At 34.2% G+C, this 17,354-nt stretch carries 15 protein-coding genes; 9 read left to right on the forward strand and 6 right to left on the reverse strand.

The genetic code is table 11. The features are described 5' to 3' along the window. Nucleotides 1-361: 361 nt before the first annotated feature. The 9 genes from EV197_RS01735 to EV197_RS01770 all read left to right on the forward strand — a co-directional run bounded on the left by EV197_RS01735 (nucleotide 362) and on the right by EV197_RS01770 (nucleotide 12,786). On the forward strand, nucleotides 362-2,098 hold the full coding sequence (locus tag EV197_RS01735; protein ID WP_130285013.1) for a helix-turn-helix domain-containing protein: 1,737 nt from the start codon (nucleotides 362-364) through the stop codon (nucleotides 2,096-2,098). A gap of 111 nt (nucleotides 2,099-2,209) precedes the next feature. Further along, nucleotides 2,210-2,383, forward strand: coding sequence for a class I lanthipeptide (locus EV197_RS16960; protein WP_165388974.1), 174 nt, complete (start codon nucleotides 2,210-2,212; stop codon nucleotides 2,381-2,383). Between the two features lie 41 nt (nucleotides 2,384-2,424). Next, the gene (locus EV197_RS01740; protein WP_130285014.1) at nucleotides 2,425-4,545 is read left to right on the forward strand and encodes a prolyl oligopeptidase family serine peptidase; all 2,121 of its coding nucleotides are present in this window, start codon (nucleotides 2,425-2,427) and stop codon (nucleotides 4,543-4,545) included. Beyond that, on the forward strand, nucleotides 4,545-5,525 hold the full coding sequence (locus EV197_RS01745) for a DinB family protein (protein WP_130285015.1): 981 nt from the start codon (nucleotides 4,545-4,547) through the stop codon (nucleotides 5,523-5,525). Before EV197_RS01740 ends, EV197_RS01745 begins: the two co-directional genes overlap by 1 nt. 69 nt (nucleotides 5,526-5,594) lie before the next feature. Further along, a complete protein-coding gene (locus tag EV197_RS01750) occupies nucleotides 5,595-7,739 on the forward strand; it encodes a S8 family serine peptidase (RefSeq protein WP_130285016.1) in 2,145 nt (714 codons plus the stop codon). Nucleotides 7,740-7,904: 165 nt separating this feature from the next. Further along, entirely contained in the window at nucleotides 7,905-9,401 is a 1,497-nt protein-coding gene (locus EV197_RS01755; protein ID WP_130285017.1) for a peptidase associated/transthyretin-like domain-containing protein, read from the forward strand. Between the two features lie 459 nt (nucleotides 9,402-9,860). Further along, nucleotides 9,861-11,486 carry a carboxypeptidase-like regulatory domain-containing protein gene (locus tag EV197_RS01760; protein ID WP_130285018.1) on the forward strand — a complete coding sequence of 542 codons (1,626 nt, stop codon included), beginning with the start codon at nucleotides 9,861-9,863 and terminating at the stop codon, nucleotides 11,484-11,486. A 236-nt stretch (nucleotides 11,487-11,722) separates the two neighbouring features. Continuing rightward, nucleotides 11,723-12,223 carry a glycosyl-4,4'-diaponeurosporenoate acyltransferase CrtO family protein gene (locus tag EV197_RS01765; protein WP_242610675.1) on the forward strand — a complete coding sequence of 167 codons (501 nt, stop codon included), beginning with the start codon at nucleotides 11,723-11,725 and terminating at the stop codon, nucleotides 12,221-12,223. A 101-nt stretch (nucleotides 12,224-12,324) separates the two neighbouring features. Continuing rightward, nucleotides 12,325-12,786 carry an HAD domain-containing protein gene (locus EV197_RS01770; protein ID WP_130285019.1) on the forward strand — a complete coding sequence of 154 codons (462 nt, stop codon included), beginning with the start codon at nucleotides 12,325-12,327 and terminating at the stop codon, nucleotides 12,784-12,786. A 96-nt stretch (nucleotides 12,787-12,882) separates the two neighbouring features. Here the strand turns inward: EV197_RS01770 and EV197_RS01775 are convergent, their stop codons facing one another. The 6 genes from EV197_RS01775 to hemE form a co-directional block, all read right to left on the reverse strand. Continuing rightward, complete coding sequence (locus EV197_RS01775) at nucleotides 12,883-13,221, reverse strand: hypothetical protein (protein WP_130285020.1); 339 nt, start codon at nucleotides 13,219-13,221, stop codon at nucleotides 12,883-12,885. A 109-nt stretch (nucleotides 13,222-13,330) separates the two neighbouring features. Further along, nucleotides 13,331-13,954 (reverse strand): hypothetical protein, encoded by a 624-nt coding sequence (locus EV197_RS01780; RefSeq protein ID WP_130285021.1) that lies wholly within the window; start codon nucleotides 13,952-13,954, stop codon nucleotides 13,331-13,333. Between the two features lie 75 nt (nucleotides 13,955-14,029). Continuing rightward, nucleotides 14,030-14,938, reverse strand: a complete 909-nt coding sequence (gene hemF / locus EV197_RS01785; protein WP_130286170.1) for an oxygen-dependent coproporphyrinogen oxidase — start codon at nucleotides 14,936-14,938, stop codon at nucleotides 14,030-14,032. 8 nt (nucleotides 14,939-14,946) lie between these two features. Beyond that, nucleotides 14,947-15,732, reverse strand: coding sequence for an EI24 domain-containing protein (locus EV197_RS01790; RefSeq protein WP_130285022.1), 786 nt, complete (start codon nucleotides 15,730-15,732; stop codon nucleotides 14,947-14,949). A gap of 99 nt (nucleotides 15,733-15,831) precedes the next feature. Beyond that, a complete protein-coding gene (locus tag EV197_RS01795; protein ID WP_130285023.1) occupies nucleotides 15,832-16,317 on the reverse strand; it encodes a DUF6973 domain-containing protein in 486 nt (161 codons plus the stop codon). Beyond that, nucleotides 16,317-17,342 carry a uroporphyrinogen decarboxylase gene (gene hemE, locus EV197_RS01800; RefSeq protein ID WP_130285024.1) on the reverse strand — a complete coding sequence of 342 codons (1,026 nt, stop codon included), beginning with the start codon at nucleotides 17,340-17,342 and terminating at the stop codon, nucleotides 16,317-16,319. Before hemE ends, EV197_RS01795 begins: the two co-directional genes overlap by 1 nt. Nucleotides 17,343-17,354 lie beyond the last annotated feature (12 nt).

Here is a 17,354-nt window from a genome sequence, read left to right on the forward strand (position 1 = left end):
TGTATACAACACCTTAGCCTTTATACTACTCCCTTTCGGGGGAGCTGTCCTAAACAGTGTTCGGGATTGAGGGGCTAATGCCATTGTATATTAAAATTTATGATTATTTGATCTCCAAAAAACCTAATCGATTACTGTGCACTTGTGGTTTTGGATTGGGTCAAAGATAGGGGGAGGGGAATGTGGAAAACAAGGAGTTGTCTTGTCGATTTATGAATTGTACACTATCATTTTATAAATTGATAAAATAAGGATTTGATTTAACAATCTGATAAACAAGGATTTTATTTTGATTCTCTATGAACAATAATATATTTGTATCTCATTAAAAAAAAGACAAAAAACCTATAAAAAAAGGATCTTGATAAAAAATATTCAATTCAGTTATATAATACCATTGGTATTTTTCTTCTTACCGTTATTAAAAACATATTCATATAGCAAAACATTATTTATACAAAGCTTATATAATCAAGATTCAATATTAAATTTAGATTATAACAAGATAGAAAGCTTATACAAAAAAGATTTTGCTAATAAAGAAGTTGCTCAATATCTAGCTAAATGTTATTTAAGCAAAGCACAAATCGATAATGCTAAATACAAAATTGCAAAAGGATATTATCTTATTTCTAAAATTTCAAATAATACCGATCGTTTAAAATACTTAGATAGTTTAATAGAAATGACTAAAGGTGATATTCATTACATTTATCCAGGATTAGGTTATTTAAATAAAGGAAGAGTCTATTTCAGATTAGGAGAAAATTCCAATGCATTAAAGAATTATTTAATTGCTTTGGATTATGCTGAAAAAAGAAATAATACTTCTCAAATTTTTGCAATTAACCATAATATTGGCCTACTCAAAAATAGTTCTGGGGATATCGATGGTTCGATAAAACTATTTAAAAACAATTTAAAGTTTATAAAAAAAACAGACACCTTTAAAAATAAATACTCCTATTTGGTAAACACACTCTTTGCTCTTTCTAATTCTTATCATAATGCTGAGCTACCCGATTCAGCCAGAACATATGTTAATTATGGATTAAGAGAAAGTATAAAAATAGATGATCAGGAGACATATAGTACTTTTTTGATACTAAGCGGCATTAATAGCTACATGTCAAAAAATTACAATAAAGCATTAGATACTTTATTTAAAATAAAAAAAAGACTTCAAGACAGCTTACTGTATGATGAAGCTGACGCTATCTACACCAATCTTCAAATTGCAAAGATATACTTCAAACTAAATAAGAAAGAAAAAGCCTATAATTATTTGTCAACCTTAGACACTTTAATTGATGAAACAAATTATTCAAAAGAGAGAAGACCAGCTCTTGAATTATTGATTGAATATTATAAATATAAAAATGATGTCGAAAATCAATTAAAAACTGTAACTAAACTTCTTCATTTAGATAGTATTACAAACATAAAAAATGAGAATTTAAAATCAGATTTAGTAAAGAAATATGATACTGCTAAACTTTTAAAAGAAAGAGATACAATCATAAAATCCTTAAGAATAGAAAAGAGTGCATCCAAGTTTATAATCCTAACTATTTCAATCATTTTAATCATTTTAACTTTCTTTGTTTATAACTACTATAAAAAAAAGAAACTGTATGAAAGACGATTTAACTTACTAATAGAAGAAAATAGCATTAAAAATCAGAAAGAAGAAAATCATAATAAGATTGTTAATAAAGAAGAGATTGATTTACACGAAGATGTTATATCTGATCTATTAGAAAAATTAGAAACTTTTGAAAATAAAAATTTATTCTTGGATCGCTCAATCAAACTGAATTCCTTAGCTGAGCGTTTCTCAACAAATTCCGCCTATTTATCAAAGATAATTAACCATTATAAAAACAAGAATTTTGCAAATTACATAAATGACTTAAGAGTTGATTATTGTATTACAAGATTAAAGTCAGATAAGAAATTTAGATTATATGCAATTAAATATATCGCTGAAGAAAGTGGATTTAGTAGTGTTCAATCGTTTTCTAGGGCTTTTCAGAAAAAAACTGGAATTAATCCATCTTACTTTATAAAAAACATTCAAAACCAGAAAGTTGAATAGTAACCAAACCCCTTCAATTTATAAATTGAAACATTTAAAAAATTAAAATATTTTGAATTAAAAAGGTTTAAAGTATTTTTGAACAAATATCAAAAAACAAATTTCTTAATTATGAAAAACAAAAAGCTTTCATTAAAAAAACAAACAATTTCTAAACTAACAAATTCACAAAAAAAACAGATCAATGGAGGAGGAGAATCAACCATATTATGTGTAACAACATTAGATCCTAATCTTTCCGTAGTTGGAACGATGTCAGATTTTGATACAGCTCCTACAGTTTAAAAACAACCAGCTTTTTTATAAGCTGGTTTAAATTTTCCAATATGCAAAATAGCCTAATCTTTTTTCTTTTAATTGTTTCGTTTAATTGTAATTCCCAAAATATTAATGATACTCTAAAATTATCTGATTTGGAGGATAGGTATGAGTATTTAGAGAACCTAAGCGACAGCGCAAATATTTCTTGGATTAAGAATCAAAATGAAATTAGTTCACAGAATTTAAACCGCATTAATAATAGAAATCGATTAATTAATCTACAGGAAAACTTCGGTGGAACATCAGGCGATAAAATTATTGATGTAACAATAACTCAAGAAAAAAGTTTTTTCTATTTAAAAAGGAAAACTAACGAAGATTATTACAAAATCTATTATCGTAAAAATATTGAAAGTGATGATGAGGTGTTATTTGATCCAAAAGTTATAAACGAAAATTATTACGTTAACTATTACAAACCTAGCTGGGACTTTTCAAAAATTGTTATTGGTTTAGCTGAGAAAGGTAAAGAGGTCTCAGAAATCAGATTTTATAATATTAAAGATAAGAAATTATCGAATGACATTCTTTACAACGCTGTTCCAAGTTACGGTGGTATATATTGGTTACAGGACAACTCTGGCGTAACTTATCTTCAAATAACCAACCCAGAAGCCAAAGATATTTTTATAAATACTGAGGTGATGATTTATAGGTTTAATGATGAACCAAAAGTTTTATTTTCAAAAAATAAAAATTCTTCATTAGAATTTAAACCAGAAGATATACCAGTAGTAATGATTAATGGTGAAGAAGATAAATTAATATTAGCTGCCAAGGCAGGCGCAAGTATTTACCACGATTATTATTATGTTGAATCTAAAACATTTAATGATTCAACTAATAGTTGGAAGCCGTTATTTAAAAAAGAGGATAAAGTGATGTCATATGATCAAACAGGAGATTATATGATATTTCTAACTTCAAAAAATGCATCAAATTTTAAAATCTGTAAAGTAGATCTTAAAAATCCAGATTTAGACAAATCTTCCGTACTGGTGGATGAAATTCCCAATGAAGTAATAAAATCATTTAAGATAACGAACAAAGGGATTGTTTTTACAACCGTTAAAAATGGAGTAGAAGCAAAATTGTTTATTAGGAAAAATAATGGCCAAATAAGTCAAATTGAAACACCAATTCCTGCGGGAAAGATTAAATTGAAATCATTAGGAAAGGATTCTGATTATTTAGAAGTAACTATAGAAGGCTGGCTCAATACTAGTAAAAGGTTTGTATATAATTTCAATACAGAAATGTTTGCAGAGGCAAATCTAGTATCAAAAGAAATAGATACTTTTGTTAATGACCTTAGAGTAGAAGAAATCGAAATTACCGCACATGATGGAGCAAAAGTTCCTTTATCCCTAATTTATAATAAAAATATTGTAAAAAACAGAGATAATAGAGTCTTTATGGTTGCATATGGTTCATATGGAGCAACTATTTCGCCAACTTTTAGCGATAAAGTTATGACTTGGGTACATGAAGGAGGAATATATGCAATAGCACATGTACGAGGTGGAGGTGCAAAAGGTGATATGTGGTATAAGGGTGGTTATAAAGAAACAAAACCTAACACTTGGAAAGATCTAATTGCTTGCACTGAATATTTAATAGAGGAAAAATATACTGCTTCTAATAAAGTAGCAATAAATGGAGCAAGTGCAGGAGCAATAGCAATTGGACGTGCAATGACGGAGCGCCCAGACCTCTTTGCTGCTTCGATAATAAATGTTGGATTTCTTAATACAATAAAATTGGAGACTGATTCTAATGGTGCTAATAACACCAAAGAATTTGGTACGATTAAAAACCAAGATGAATTTAAGTGGCTTTTGGAAATGGATTCTTTTCACCATTTAGAAGAAAACATAAAATATCCTGGAACATTGCTTACTGCGGGCTTAAATGATAAAAGAGTTCCTGCTTGGGATTCTTTAAAGTTTTATGCAAAATTAAAAAACTATAATTCTTCAGATAACCCTATTTTATTAAAAGTTGATTTTGGAACAGGACATGGAAACGCTAATTCCAAGAATAAAAGAATACTAAACAATACAGATGTACTAGCATTTGCCTTATGGCAAACTGGACACCCGGATTACCAGATAATTAATAATTAATGTCCTCTAATTGGTATTCATTTTTTCAAAAATTACAAGTTGATTTTAAAGGAGAGTTCACTCTTGGTGCAAAAATATCAACTAGTAATATTAAACCTGGATCTTTTGCATCCATTTGGATTAGAGTTGAAAATAAAGCAGGTAAAGTTGTCTTGTTTAAAAATCCAAAAGAAAAGGGAGTTGTATCAAATACTTGGAAATACATTGAACTAGAAGGGATAGTTAATGACCCTTCAGACATTATTTACATAGGTGGATTTTGTCAAGGGTATGGGGTTTTTAGATTTACGGATTTTAATGTTTCCATAAAAAACTATAATTTATCTAACTCTTCTTTTGAAATTGGATCAATTCAATCAAAAAAAATTGTCGGATGGCAAGAGGGCACTAAAGAAAATAGAAGTGATGAATTTTTTGAATCATATTCTTTCGGTGTAGAAGAATTCAATAATAGAATGTGCCTTCAAATAATTGGAAAAAATTCAAACAATCTTGAAAATTACACTCCATTTGTTCGAAATCTAATTGAATCTTTTGAAAGATCAGACCAGCAATTATATTCGGCAATCAAAAATTTAGAGGTTAGTGATCTAGATTTTATTGATGAAAATATAAAAAATAATATTTCAAGCCTCTTAATTCATATAGCAGCTGTAGAAGCATACTATTTGAATTATACTTTTGGCCAGAATAGCTTTAAGCTTTTTAACGAAAATACTTTTAAAAAAGCATTTTATCTTGATGAAAAAAGTTATCAATTTTTTAAAGGTAATAATTTAAATTATTATTTGAAAATTCATAAACAGGTCAGAAAAAGAACTTTACTACTATTTAAATCGATAAGTGATAAATGGTTATTAACAAAGAGTTTAGATTCTAATACAAATTTGCATCACTGGATGCACGTATTAGAACATCAATCCTATCACCTAGGCCAAATAGTATTAATAAAGAAAAAGTTAGATTATACCAAATCTTAGTGTTTACAAATAAATATTATCGTAACTAAACTCAATTTTACTATACTATCTATCAAACGACTAACTATAATGAAGCCACATCTGATCAGGGTTGTATTCATATTTTTCATATTCACTTCATCCATTCTCAATGCACAAAAAACTACTTTAGCCAAGCACTGGATACCTTTTTTACAAAAAATTGAAATTGACGTTGATAAACCTACCGCATTCAAATTTACGGGCTGGGTTAAAGTTGAAAGGCACAAACAAGATTCCACCACCGAAGCCAGGCTATGGGCAAGAGTAGATAATAAAGATGAACAACCTGGATTTTTTGACAACATGAAAAACAGGCCAATTACCAACGACAAATGGCAGAAATATGAAATTAAGGGGACGTTACTTCCTAATGCGAGCAGCCTTACCATAGGTGGTATGGCATACTATAACGGTATGTTTTTCTTTGATAATTTTCAGTTGTTTTTAAAAGACAATGATGGTTTTTATTACCCTGTACCACTAAAGAATGCAGATTTTGAGCACTCAGAACTTTTAAAAGATTGGAAAAGCAGTCTGATCGCCAATAATTCTAAACTTATCAAAAACTTTACGTTTAGTATAGCGACCGATGCACAATCCGGAAGGCAGTCCTTAAAAATTATTGGTAAAAATATCACCAGACCACTACCTGAGGAAAAACTAAAATCTTGGTATCAAAAAGACTATGCAGAGGATACTATCCCAGGGATCAGCCTGGACAAAGCCTATCGCGAGGTGATCAAGACTAGAAAAGGGCAAGAGGTTATTGTAGCGGTTTTAGACACCAAGCTCGATATTCACCACGAAGATCTCAAAGATCAAATATGGATCAATACAGATGAAATCCCCGATAATGGTATTGACGACGATAACAATGGGTATGTGGATGATATAAACGGTTGGGATTTTTTAAGTAATACCAAAGGAGAATTTGTAAAATATCAATATGTAGAAAGCACCCGAATTGTTAAGGCCTACGATTCTATTTTCAAGGACAAAGCAGCCAATGAAATTCCTAGTGATTTGATGGACAAATACGAACTATATACGAAGGCATATACCGCCTGGAAAAAGGAAGTAGACCCAGAAGCTGAAGTAAAAATTCATAATATGAAGCTTTGGAAAGATAAGGTAAACAAAGGTGAAAGAGTATTAGATAGTATATATCCCAAAATGAGCTACACTTCAAAAGAATTGGATAGTTTGATTGTTTCTTATAAGGATAATTTAGCAATTCAGCCTAAGCTAAAAGACTACAAAGAAGCCTGGCAAAATAATTTGACGCAGGAGGCTTTAGATGAAATGATAAATAGCTTACATACCAAACAAAAAATAATACTAAACCTGGCACATAATGAACGAGCTATACCAGGTGATGATGTTACTAATATCAATGATCGCTATTACGGCAGTCCTATTGTATATGGTGATGTACCTTATCAACACGCAACTTTTGTATCTGGAGTTATGGGAGCTACCCGATCCAATAGTATAGGAATAAACGGTTTTTCTGTCCATATAAAGTTAATGCCAGTTGTTATGGTAGCCTCTGGTGATGAACACGATAAAGATGTAGCGTTGGCTATTAGGTATGCGGTGGATAATGGGGCTAAAGTAATCAATATGAGTTGGGGCAAAAATTTATCCTTAAACCAACAATGGGTCAATGAGGCCTTACAATATGCGGCAGATAAAGATGTGCTTCTAGTTACTGCTGCGGGTAATGAAGATACCAATATCGATAAATATGACTACTATCTAAACGATCACGAAGAGGGAAAAGAGATTGTAGATAATTTAATCGTGGTTGGTGCTAGTACTTGGGACAAGGAAAATCTTAAAGCACAATTTTCTAACTATGGCATTAATAACGTTGATGTATTCGCTCCTGGTGTGGATGTTTTTACGACCACTTATAGTAAAAATCAATATGGTTTTGGATATGGAACCTCAGTATCCTCACCACTTGTAGCAGGTCTCGCAGGGTTGCTGAGAGCATATTACCCTAAATTGTCCGCGAAACAAGTAAAGCAAATTATATTGGCATCGGGTACTCATTACGACACAACTATATTGATGGCCTCAGAAAATGGAGAAGTGTATCAAGTTCCCTTCTCTAAACTATCCAAATCCGGTAAGGTAGTGAATGCCTATAACGCCTTTTTAATGGCTGAAAAACTTTCTAAAAACTAAATACTCCAAAAATTAAAGTACACCCCCCCTATCCCGAAAAGATTGGGGTTTTTTAGGGTTTGTTGTAACATCATGGGGTGTATTACGTCTTCAATAGGTAAGTCTTAGGCAACCTTTGGTAAGCTATTTGCGTCTATACCAATAATACCATAAAAATCATTGTTAATGAAATCACTATATACCACCCTGCTATTGCTACTAAGTTATTCCGTAACGCTCACCGCTCAGGTAAAAAGCTATCAGGTACTGGATAAAAAAACCAACGAACCCCTACCCTATGCTACCGTTGAATTTGCAGCAAATCAAGGCGTCATTACTAACGAAGAAGGCGTTTTTAGTTATGATCCTGCAACTATAGCTACCGCAAAGGACTCGATCTATATCAGTGCTATGGGCTATGAACGCATTGGTGTATGGATTGATGATGTTACCGAAGACATCATCTACGTATCTCCAAAAGCCATTGAACTCAGCAGTGTGTATGTATCCAACAAAAACCTATCGGCAGAAGATATCATCGAATTGGTAGCAGATAACCTGGAGAACAATTATGCAGATGACTACCTCAGCAGAACTCTTTTCTTTCGCCAGGCAGATTACAACGACCTTACCAAAATGAATATTGCCTTTGAAAAATCCACTATTGAGGAACTCAATAAAAAATTCATCGATAGTGTAGTGGGTATTATCCCCAGAAAATCCTCCTACTTCAGAGAAGTGCTGGGTACACTACACGGCAATGCGTCCGAGCAAAAATTCAGTATCATCAAAGGCGCTGAATTATATGATAAAAGCAACGATGGCTCTATGGATGCGCTATCGGAAAAGCTCGAAAGTATCTTAAAGAAAAATGTAAAACCCAACTCCTACCTTAAAATCAAATCGGGTTGGTTTTTGGGCACCAAAGTGCAGATGGATTCCATTTTTGAAAATAATGAAGAGGCCGCTGCCGTAAAAGAAGAAGTAGATAAACCCAAAGAAAATCAGTTTTTAGACAATCGCAAGTCGGTGCTTAAGGACTTGCTAAACAGCAATCTGGTCGATGAGGATGCCACACTTAATGTGATCCATAAATCAGGTCGCTATGCGTTTACCCTACAAGGGCATACTCTGATTAATGAACAGGTCGTCTATGTAATCGATTTTGAGCCCAAGCGAGGCGAGGATTTTAAAGGTCAACTCTATATCAATACCGAAGATTATGCCGTGGTACGTGTGGATTATCAAAATGTCAAAAACCTAAAACGTGTCAAGTTATTTGGTTTTAGCTATACAGACAATAGGTACAGCGGTAAAACGATCTTTGCAAAAGGCCCTAATGGTAAATATGCCATCCAATTTATGGAAAAAATCAGGGGAGCGCGTTTTGGGGTAGATCGTCCACTAAAAATTATTGAAAAAAATAAATTCGTCAGCGGCCGCAGAAAGCAAAATGAATTATCCCTGGGGATTGATGTTGGGGCAGCTTCTAAAACTAAGTATGAAGTTGTTGTTTTTGACACCCAACCGCTAAGTGCAGATCAATATACGGCAACAACCGAAGATAAGACGATAACACCCAAATATATGGAACAGTATGATCCCTCCTATTGGCAAGGGCATACCATAATTGAACCCAATACGGCCATCAAAGAATTTACAGTTTTAGAAAATGGGTGGTAGTTGGTTAGTAGTTGAGTACTTTAGTTTTGGAGGATATGAGTCCTTGAGTACACGATTATCTGAGCGATTAGAACATTGAAGTTATGGGTTGTGAGTTTAGAGTTATAGATACCGAATTCAGAAGAGTTTAATTTTTTAATTATCCTGTATACCTCAGTGAATAAATGTCCCAAGAAATAGCTACGTAGAAAATGAAGTGAACGGAACGGTCAAGTAAAATTCGTAAGAAGAAGTACGTATCTACCTATCGATGATATAAATGATAAACTACCAGATTAAATAATGCAATGAGGTTTCATTTTACAAAGTGCAGTAAACGAGATTTTCAGTAGACATTTCTTAAGACTAGACTTTTTTGGTTCTTTTTTGGGCAATGCAAAAAAGAATAAAAGGAGAAGTACATATATAAAAGTATTCGAATGATTGAGCAAGTGAGTAATTATTACATCGAATGATTTTTTGTTTCACAAAAAATTGTATCGAGATGCAATTGGTATTTCTAAGCAACTAACCAGAAACAACAAACTACAAACCATCTACTTATCTATTTCATCATTGCAGGGGATTGCGTATATTGTAGGGATATTTACCGGATTAAAGTGTTATATGCCCCCTGGACATCTTTTACTTACGTTATGTTTTACCTGCACCGTTACACTGCTAAGTGGACAAACGATCAACTCGCGCGTGGTAGATCAAAACACCAACGAACCCGTTCCCTATGCTACTATAATACTATCCGAAGATCAGGGGATTATTGCTAATGAAGAAGGAAAGTTCAGTTTTGTACTCACAGAACTCAAAACTACTACCGACTCCATCTATATTTCTTCTATGGGCTACGAAAAACTGGCTATTGCTCTAAAGCAACCGATTGACAGCATCCTGTATATAGCTCCCAAAGAAATTGAACTTAAAGGCATTTATCTATCCAACAAAAAATTAGATATCGATGAAATTATGGATCGGGTCGAAGAAGGATTAGCGACACATTATGATTTTGAACTGTCCAGAAAGAAACTCTTTTTTCGACAAACGAATAAGAACAATATCGACCGACTGCAGCTAAAGTTTAAGGAATCCACCATCGAAGAACTTAACAAGGCTCTTATCGATAGTATCGGAAACTCTATTCCTAAGCGTTCCACCTTTTATTTAGAAGCCTTGTGCAACTTTTATGGCAATACGGAGCAACAACGATTACAAATTATCAAAGGGGCGCGCTTGTACAATAAAAACAACGTGAGCTCTGTGCAAAGTTTGGTTAAGAAATTAGAAGTCATTTTTAAAGAAAACATCAAACCCGATTCCTATATCAAAGTAAAGTCCGGTTGGTTTAGCCAAAAGGTAGAGGTAGATTCTATCCTTAATGCCAATAAAGGATCCGAGCACCAACAAAATCTATTTTTTAAAACCCGAAAAACCAATCTTAGCCGCCTATTTGCAGAGCTTATTATTCAAGAAGATAGCAAACTCGATGTGATCGACCGTTCGGGTAAATATGAGTTTAGCGTACAGGATTATACCTCTATCGATGACGATGCCGCCTACGTAATTCATTTTGAGCCGAAGCGAGGTGCAGATTTTAAGGGTACCCTATACGTTAATATGGAAGATTTTGCCATTATGCGCGTAGACTATCAAAACGTAAAGCCCTTAAAAAATGTAGGGCTGTTTGGATTTAGTTACAACGAAAATGTATACAAAGGCAAAACCATTTTTACCAAAAGCAAAACAGGCAAATACTACCCGCGTTATATCGAAAAGATCACCGGTAAAGTGGTTGGCGTTGACCGCCCACTAAAAGTCATCGAAAAAAACAAAAATGTCAAAGGAAGACGCAAGCAAAACGAACTGTTGATGGACATCGATGTGGTCAACAGTATTGTCACCAAGAATGAGGTCGTTATTTTTGAATATGAAACCATCAGTGAAAGCACTTATCTTGGGGTTATCGAAAACAAAAACACTAAAGTCAATTACCTGGCAAAATACGATCCCGCCTACTGGAGCGGATATAATATCATAGAGCCTAATCAAGCTATCCGAAGCTATACCGCGAATCAAGAAGAGCTCAGTAATTAGCCGTGTTAGCGTTGGTAACTTTTGGGCGTTACCACTATCCCGATTAGCATCGGGCCGCGGTCGGGCTATACGCTACAATTCCTCAGCTGATGGTTCAGCTTGCGGGATTTTCGCTACTATCCCTAACGCAGTATAGTAGTCTACAGAAAAAAAATACGATCAATAACCATACAATCAAAAAATAATGTAACATTGTCTACTATGCTTACGAGTTCGTTAAGAGTACCATTAAATCAATGAATAACATGCTTACCAAACACATCATTTCAGGATTCCTATTTGGGTTGTCGGTATCCCTGATTTCCTGGACAGTAGGATTGATTCTCAACAGTATACTTGCTAAGCGTAGGTATTACCAAAAGCTGTCTCACCTTAACTTTATAACAAGTTCTAAACTAAATCGTAGGATCGGGCTACGCTATTTTAAATGGGTGGTAAAAAACACCCCTTTTAAATATTTTAATACACAGCTCAAATTGGGACCCAAAAACAAAGACCTACGCCAAATTAGATATCAGATGACACTTGCCGAAACCAGTCATTTAATCGGGTTTATCCTCGTAATGCTTGTTGCAGTTTACTATAGTATAACCAAAGGCTTGGTATTTGGTAGTTTTGTAATGCTGGCTAACATACTCATGAATTTATATCCTAGCTTATTACAACAACAAAATAAAAGAAGGATTGATCAGCTAATAAGAAAGCTGAATAATGTAAACAGAGATACAGTCAGGTAATCCATAGAAACTACAAAACTTAAAGTTTATCAGCACAAGAACAAATAAATGCATCGAGAGTTGATAAAGCATTAATTCATAAATTGTAAAAAAATCAAGCAGTGAATAAGACAACACTTATCTTGGATTTGGATGGAGTATTGATTACAAATCCCATTTGGAAACCTGATGAAATTGATTCAGATGGATACTCTAAATTCAATAGTGACTGTGTTGAAAATTTAAACACTCTTTTAGCAATGGCTAGTTTTGAAATGTGGCTAAGCTCTACAAGGAGAACGGTAAAGAGTTTAGATGATTTCAATAGGATTTTTAAACACCGAAATATTAAACAAGAGATCAACGGTTTTCTACCAAAATATCCGGAACTTAATTCAAGAAAAGAGGAAATAGTTCAGTTTTTGGATCAATTTAAAATATCAGATTTCTTAATTATTGATGATGATAAATCATTAAACGGACTAGAACTACTAATCAAAGAAAAGTTAGTGCTAACAGAGTTTATGAAAGGGTTTAATCGTGACAAGCTTGAAGAAGCAAAAACTACATTAGCAAGCAAATAACTAAAGCCAAGCTTACTCCAACTTCAATGTCTTAAGCAAAGCTGTAAAGTAGTAATCCTCCTGATCCGGAATAATGATGGTTTTATAAGCCGTATTCTAAATCATGTAATACGAATGGTTTTCTGTGGATAGCGAAGCGTTGTGTACGCGTACCAACTCCTGAATAAAATTATTAATAAGCAACACTTCGTTGTAAGAAATTTCTCTGCGTATGGTCGGACCGTCACTTTGGTACACCAAATAATCCACTCTAAAACTTAGCGATTTCTTTTCGCCGTGTAAAGGTACAAACGCAAAGGTGAAATCCTTAGAAGCAAATATTTTATTGATGTTTTGTGAAGTCGGCTCTACTTGTTTCGCACAACTGCCGATCAGTAGTAAGAGAGGTAACCCTAATACGAGTAAGAAATATCTTTGAGTATACGTGCTGCACATGATATACTAAGATAAAAAAATAAGTTGGACCACTGTCTACACCTTTCAATGCCCGACGTAATCCAACTTATCCAAATATAAATAAATGTAAGTTTGTTGCTTGGTTTGCTTAGTTTAAGAAACGCTTTAAATTTTCTTCAAAATCCACACCGTTTACATTACTTACTAATAAGGCCATTCCGCCTGTCTTAGAAGCTACAGTATATTCTGTTTGAAATCTGCGCTCCTTTTTGTGTGCTTTTACGTATTTTAATTTCACCACTTTAGCTTCGTTGGTAAAGAAATACCTTCCGTGGATTCTTTTATAACGTACTTCTTGCTTGTTAGACTCATCCTTTAACTCGTTATTTAACTTGGCAACATACTTTGCAGCTAAATAATCATCAAAAACGATGAAGTTAGTAGCATATACAAATACATGATTCGCTACATTATTCTTATCAGCAAAAACTTCGAATTCAGTTTCTTTAGCTTCAATTTCTTGAAGTTGATCTAAAGCAATACCTCTAAATTTAGAATCTTTTGGCAATGCGTTTAATCGATTTTTAAACTCTTCAACAGAAACTAATTCATAGTTACTAGATAGTACAATTTTGTTGTTCTTAAAAACAATTTTATTGTTTTTAGATTTTGAAATTTCCGCGCTAGTAGTGGAAGATTTCTCTCCAAATCCAGGGATTTCGCAGCTCGATAATAAGGCTGCAGCAGTTAATAATAGTAGAATTTTCTTCATAAGGGCATAGGTGTTAAATTTGGGTTAAGATTTTAATTGTAGCCCCTTAAAATCAATGCAATATACTAATTAATTTTAATAATCCAACCATTCAACGATATTTTTAAGCACTTTAACTAATTTTTCTTCTTCTGATCCCGTTTCAGGATGATGATCATATACCCATTGAACCCTTGGTGGCAGGCTCATGAGGATACTTTCTATCCTCCCATTTGTCTTTAACCCAAAAAGTGTCCCTTTATCGTGTACTAAGTTGAATTCTACATATCTACCACGACGAATTTCTTGCCAATCGCGTTCTTTTTGACCGTATTCCAAGTTCTTTCGCCTTTCAACAATAGGCACATAGGCTTCTAAAAAACTATCCCCTACCTCCGAAACAAAATTAAACCAATCGCTCATGGCCATCTGTTCATTTTTCTTACAATAGTCAAAAAATAAACCTCCTATGCCACGTGCTTCCCCTCTATGGGCATTATAAAAGTAGCTATCACACTTTTTCTTGTACTCGGTATAAAATTCAGGGTGGTGTTTATCACAGGCTTGTTTACATACCTGGTGAAAGTGTTTTGCGTCTTCTTCAAAAAGATAATAGGGTGTAAGGTCTTGTCCTCCTCCAAACCATTGATCTACGATATTGCCCTGTTTATCATACATTTCAAAATAGCGCCAGTTGGCGTGTACCGTTGGAACCATAGGACTCTTAGGGTGTAATACTAATGATAAGCCACAGGCAAAAAAATCTACATCTCCTACCGTAAAATAATTTTGCATCGCTTTCGGCAACGGACCATGTACTGCTGAGATGTTCACCCCTCCTTTTTCAAAAACCTTTCCATTTTCAATCACCCGGGTTCTACCACCGCCACCTTCTTCACGTTTCCATATATCTTCTTTAAAACGGGCTTCCCCATCTATAGCTTCGAGTTTAGCCGTTATCGTATCCTGTAATTCCTGAATGTAAGCGTAAAATCTATCTTTAATAGGTTCCATTAAGCAATTGCTTTTGTTTCATTATTGGGTTGCGCCTCTTGTAACTTTCCTTCCCGTTGTAATAATTTAACGGTTTCCGTTGAGGCCGCTACTACAGCTATAGGTAAAGTAATTATAAGTCCTAGTACGGGTATAAAAAGCATCAGTATAAAAATAATACCATTACCAATAGCTACCCCTTTATGTTTACGTACAAACTGAACACTTTCTTTATATTTAAAAAAGCGTTCCATAGTGTAATCCATATTTCCAAAACCTACATAATATGCCTGAATCACAAAAATAAGGATGGTCGCTACAATCCCAATAACCGGGATAAAGCTCAAAAATATGAGCGGAATGACGAACAATAGTTCTTTTAGCAAGTTTCTGCCGTTGATTCTAATGCCACGGATCAATAGTTTCCCAAAAGAGCTGTGTTCACTTTTAGGTGCTTTAGTACCCAGGATGTGCGCTTCCACTTTTTCAGACACCGGACTCATAAAAGGTGCAGATAAAGCCAATACGATATGTTTGTAGAGCACTAAGCCGATGGCGATAATAAACAAACCTGCAATCCAGTTACTAATAACTAAAAAGGTCTCTGATCCCCAATCCCACATCCAAATCTTGGCGATATACGCGCCTAAATTATCTGAGAACACATACGCCATGCTGAAAAAGAAAATACCTGTCAAAAGACTGATTAAAATAGGAATACCAAAATATTTCCACAATTTAAGCTTGGATAACAATCCAAAAGCACCAAAATAGGCCTTGATGCCTTTACCTATATTTTTAAACATAACGTTTTCAATTTATAAGTTATTTGTTGATAAGTCGCAGATTTCTTGAAATGTTTCATTTCCAAATAATCAATCTTTTAATTTATTCATTTAGGTCAATTACTCAATACAAATCAATTGGTTAGGATACTTCTTTATATCCTGTTGTTTTGAAATTAAAACTGCCTCAGCCACTTGTGAGCGTATAAGCTCCATTATTGCTGCTGTAGAATTTTCAGGATTCATTAAAAAGAGTTCTCTACCTATTCTATTATTATGCAAATCCATAGCTTTTTCTATTGCATTGTTTGGGGATAGTTCCTCATGCAAATCTGTAAATTGCTTTACCCAACTAGCAGCAGCTTCCGCATTACCAGTAATTGCATAAGCATGGCGTGCTATTAAAGCATTCCACAAGGCATGGCGAAATGCATTAGCAGGTCCATGTCCGTGGTGTACCTTATCATATAACCGATCACAGATCGCAATAGTCTCTTTGGTAGCCCTAAAGGTTGGATAGATCTTAAGAGGATGACGAATGAAAAGCAATGCTAATCTTCTTAATTCTTTAAAAGCCAATCCCTTTATGACTCGCCAAATATTCACTAGCCTCGGTATTCCTTAACGGTATCCACAAACGCTTTAGCGTGATCCACCGGAATATTAGGTAATATCCCATGTCCTAAATTAGCTACATAGCTATCCTTACCAAAATCAGTAATCATCTGATTAACCATTTTTTTGATTTCTGGGATAGGCGATAGCAGTCTCGAGGGATCAAAATTACCCTGAAGCGTTATGTTACCACCAGTAAGGTATCTTGCATTTTTTGCAGAACAAGTCCAATCAACCCCAAGCGCAGCAGCTCCTGATTTCGCCATATCCTGTAAGGCAAACCAACAACCTTTTCCAAAAACAATCACCTCAGTTTCATCTTTTAAGGCATCAATAATCTGTTGAATGTATTTCCAGGAAAACTCCTTATAATCTACAGGAGATAACATACCGCCCCAGCTATCAAACACCTGTACAGCATTTACACCAGTAGCAACCTTAGCTTTTAAATAAGCAATGGTAGTATCGGTAATCTTTTGAAGTAATTGATGTGCTGCCTCAGGTTGAGAAAAGCAAAACCCTTTGGCCAAATCAAAATTCTTTGACCCTTGTCCTTGTACGGCATAGCATAAAATCGTCCAGGGCGAACCTGCAAATCCAATAAGCGGCACACGATTGTCTAACATTTCTTTGGTGAGCGTTATCGCATCCATCACATAACCTAATTCTTCTTGTATATTAGGTACTACTACCTGATCGACATCTTTTTGCGATCGTATCGGATTAGGCAACCAGGGCCCTACCCCAGGCTTCATCTCCACTTCAATGTTCATCGCTTGCGGAATAACCAAAATATCACTAAACAATATCGCTGCATCAGGGCCAATAATATCTATAGGCTGTACCGTTATTTCGGCAGCCAGTTCCGGAGTACGACAACGGGTAAAAAAATCATATTTTTCCTTTAAGGCCATAAATTCCGGAAGGTATCTTCCTGCCTGACGCATCATCCAAACAGGTGGTCGTTCTACCGTTTCACCTCGTAATGCTTTAAGAAACAAATCGTTCTTTATCATACTTTTATACTT

The sequence above is a fragment of the Aquimarina brevivitae genome, from assembly GCF_004216895.1.
Classification (GTDB): Bacteria; Bacteroidota; Bacteroidia; order Flavobacteriales; family Flavobacteriaceae; genus Aquimarina; species Aquimarina brevivitae.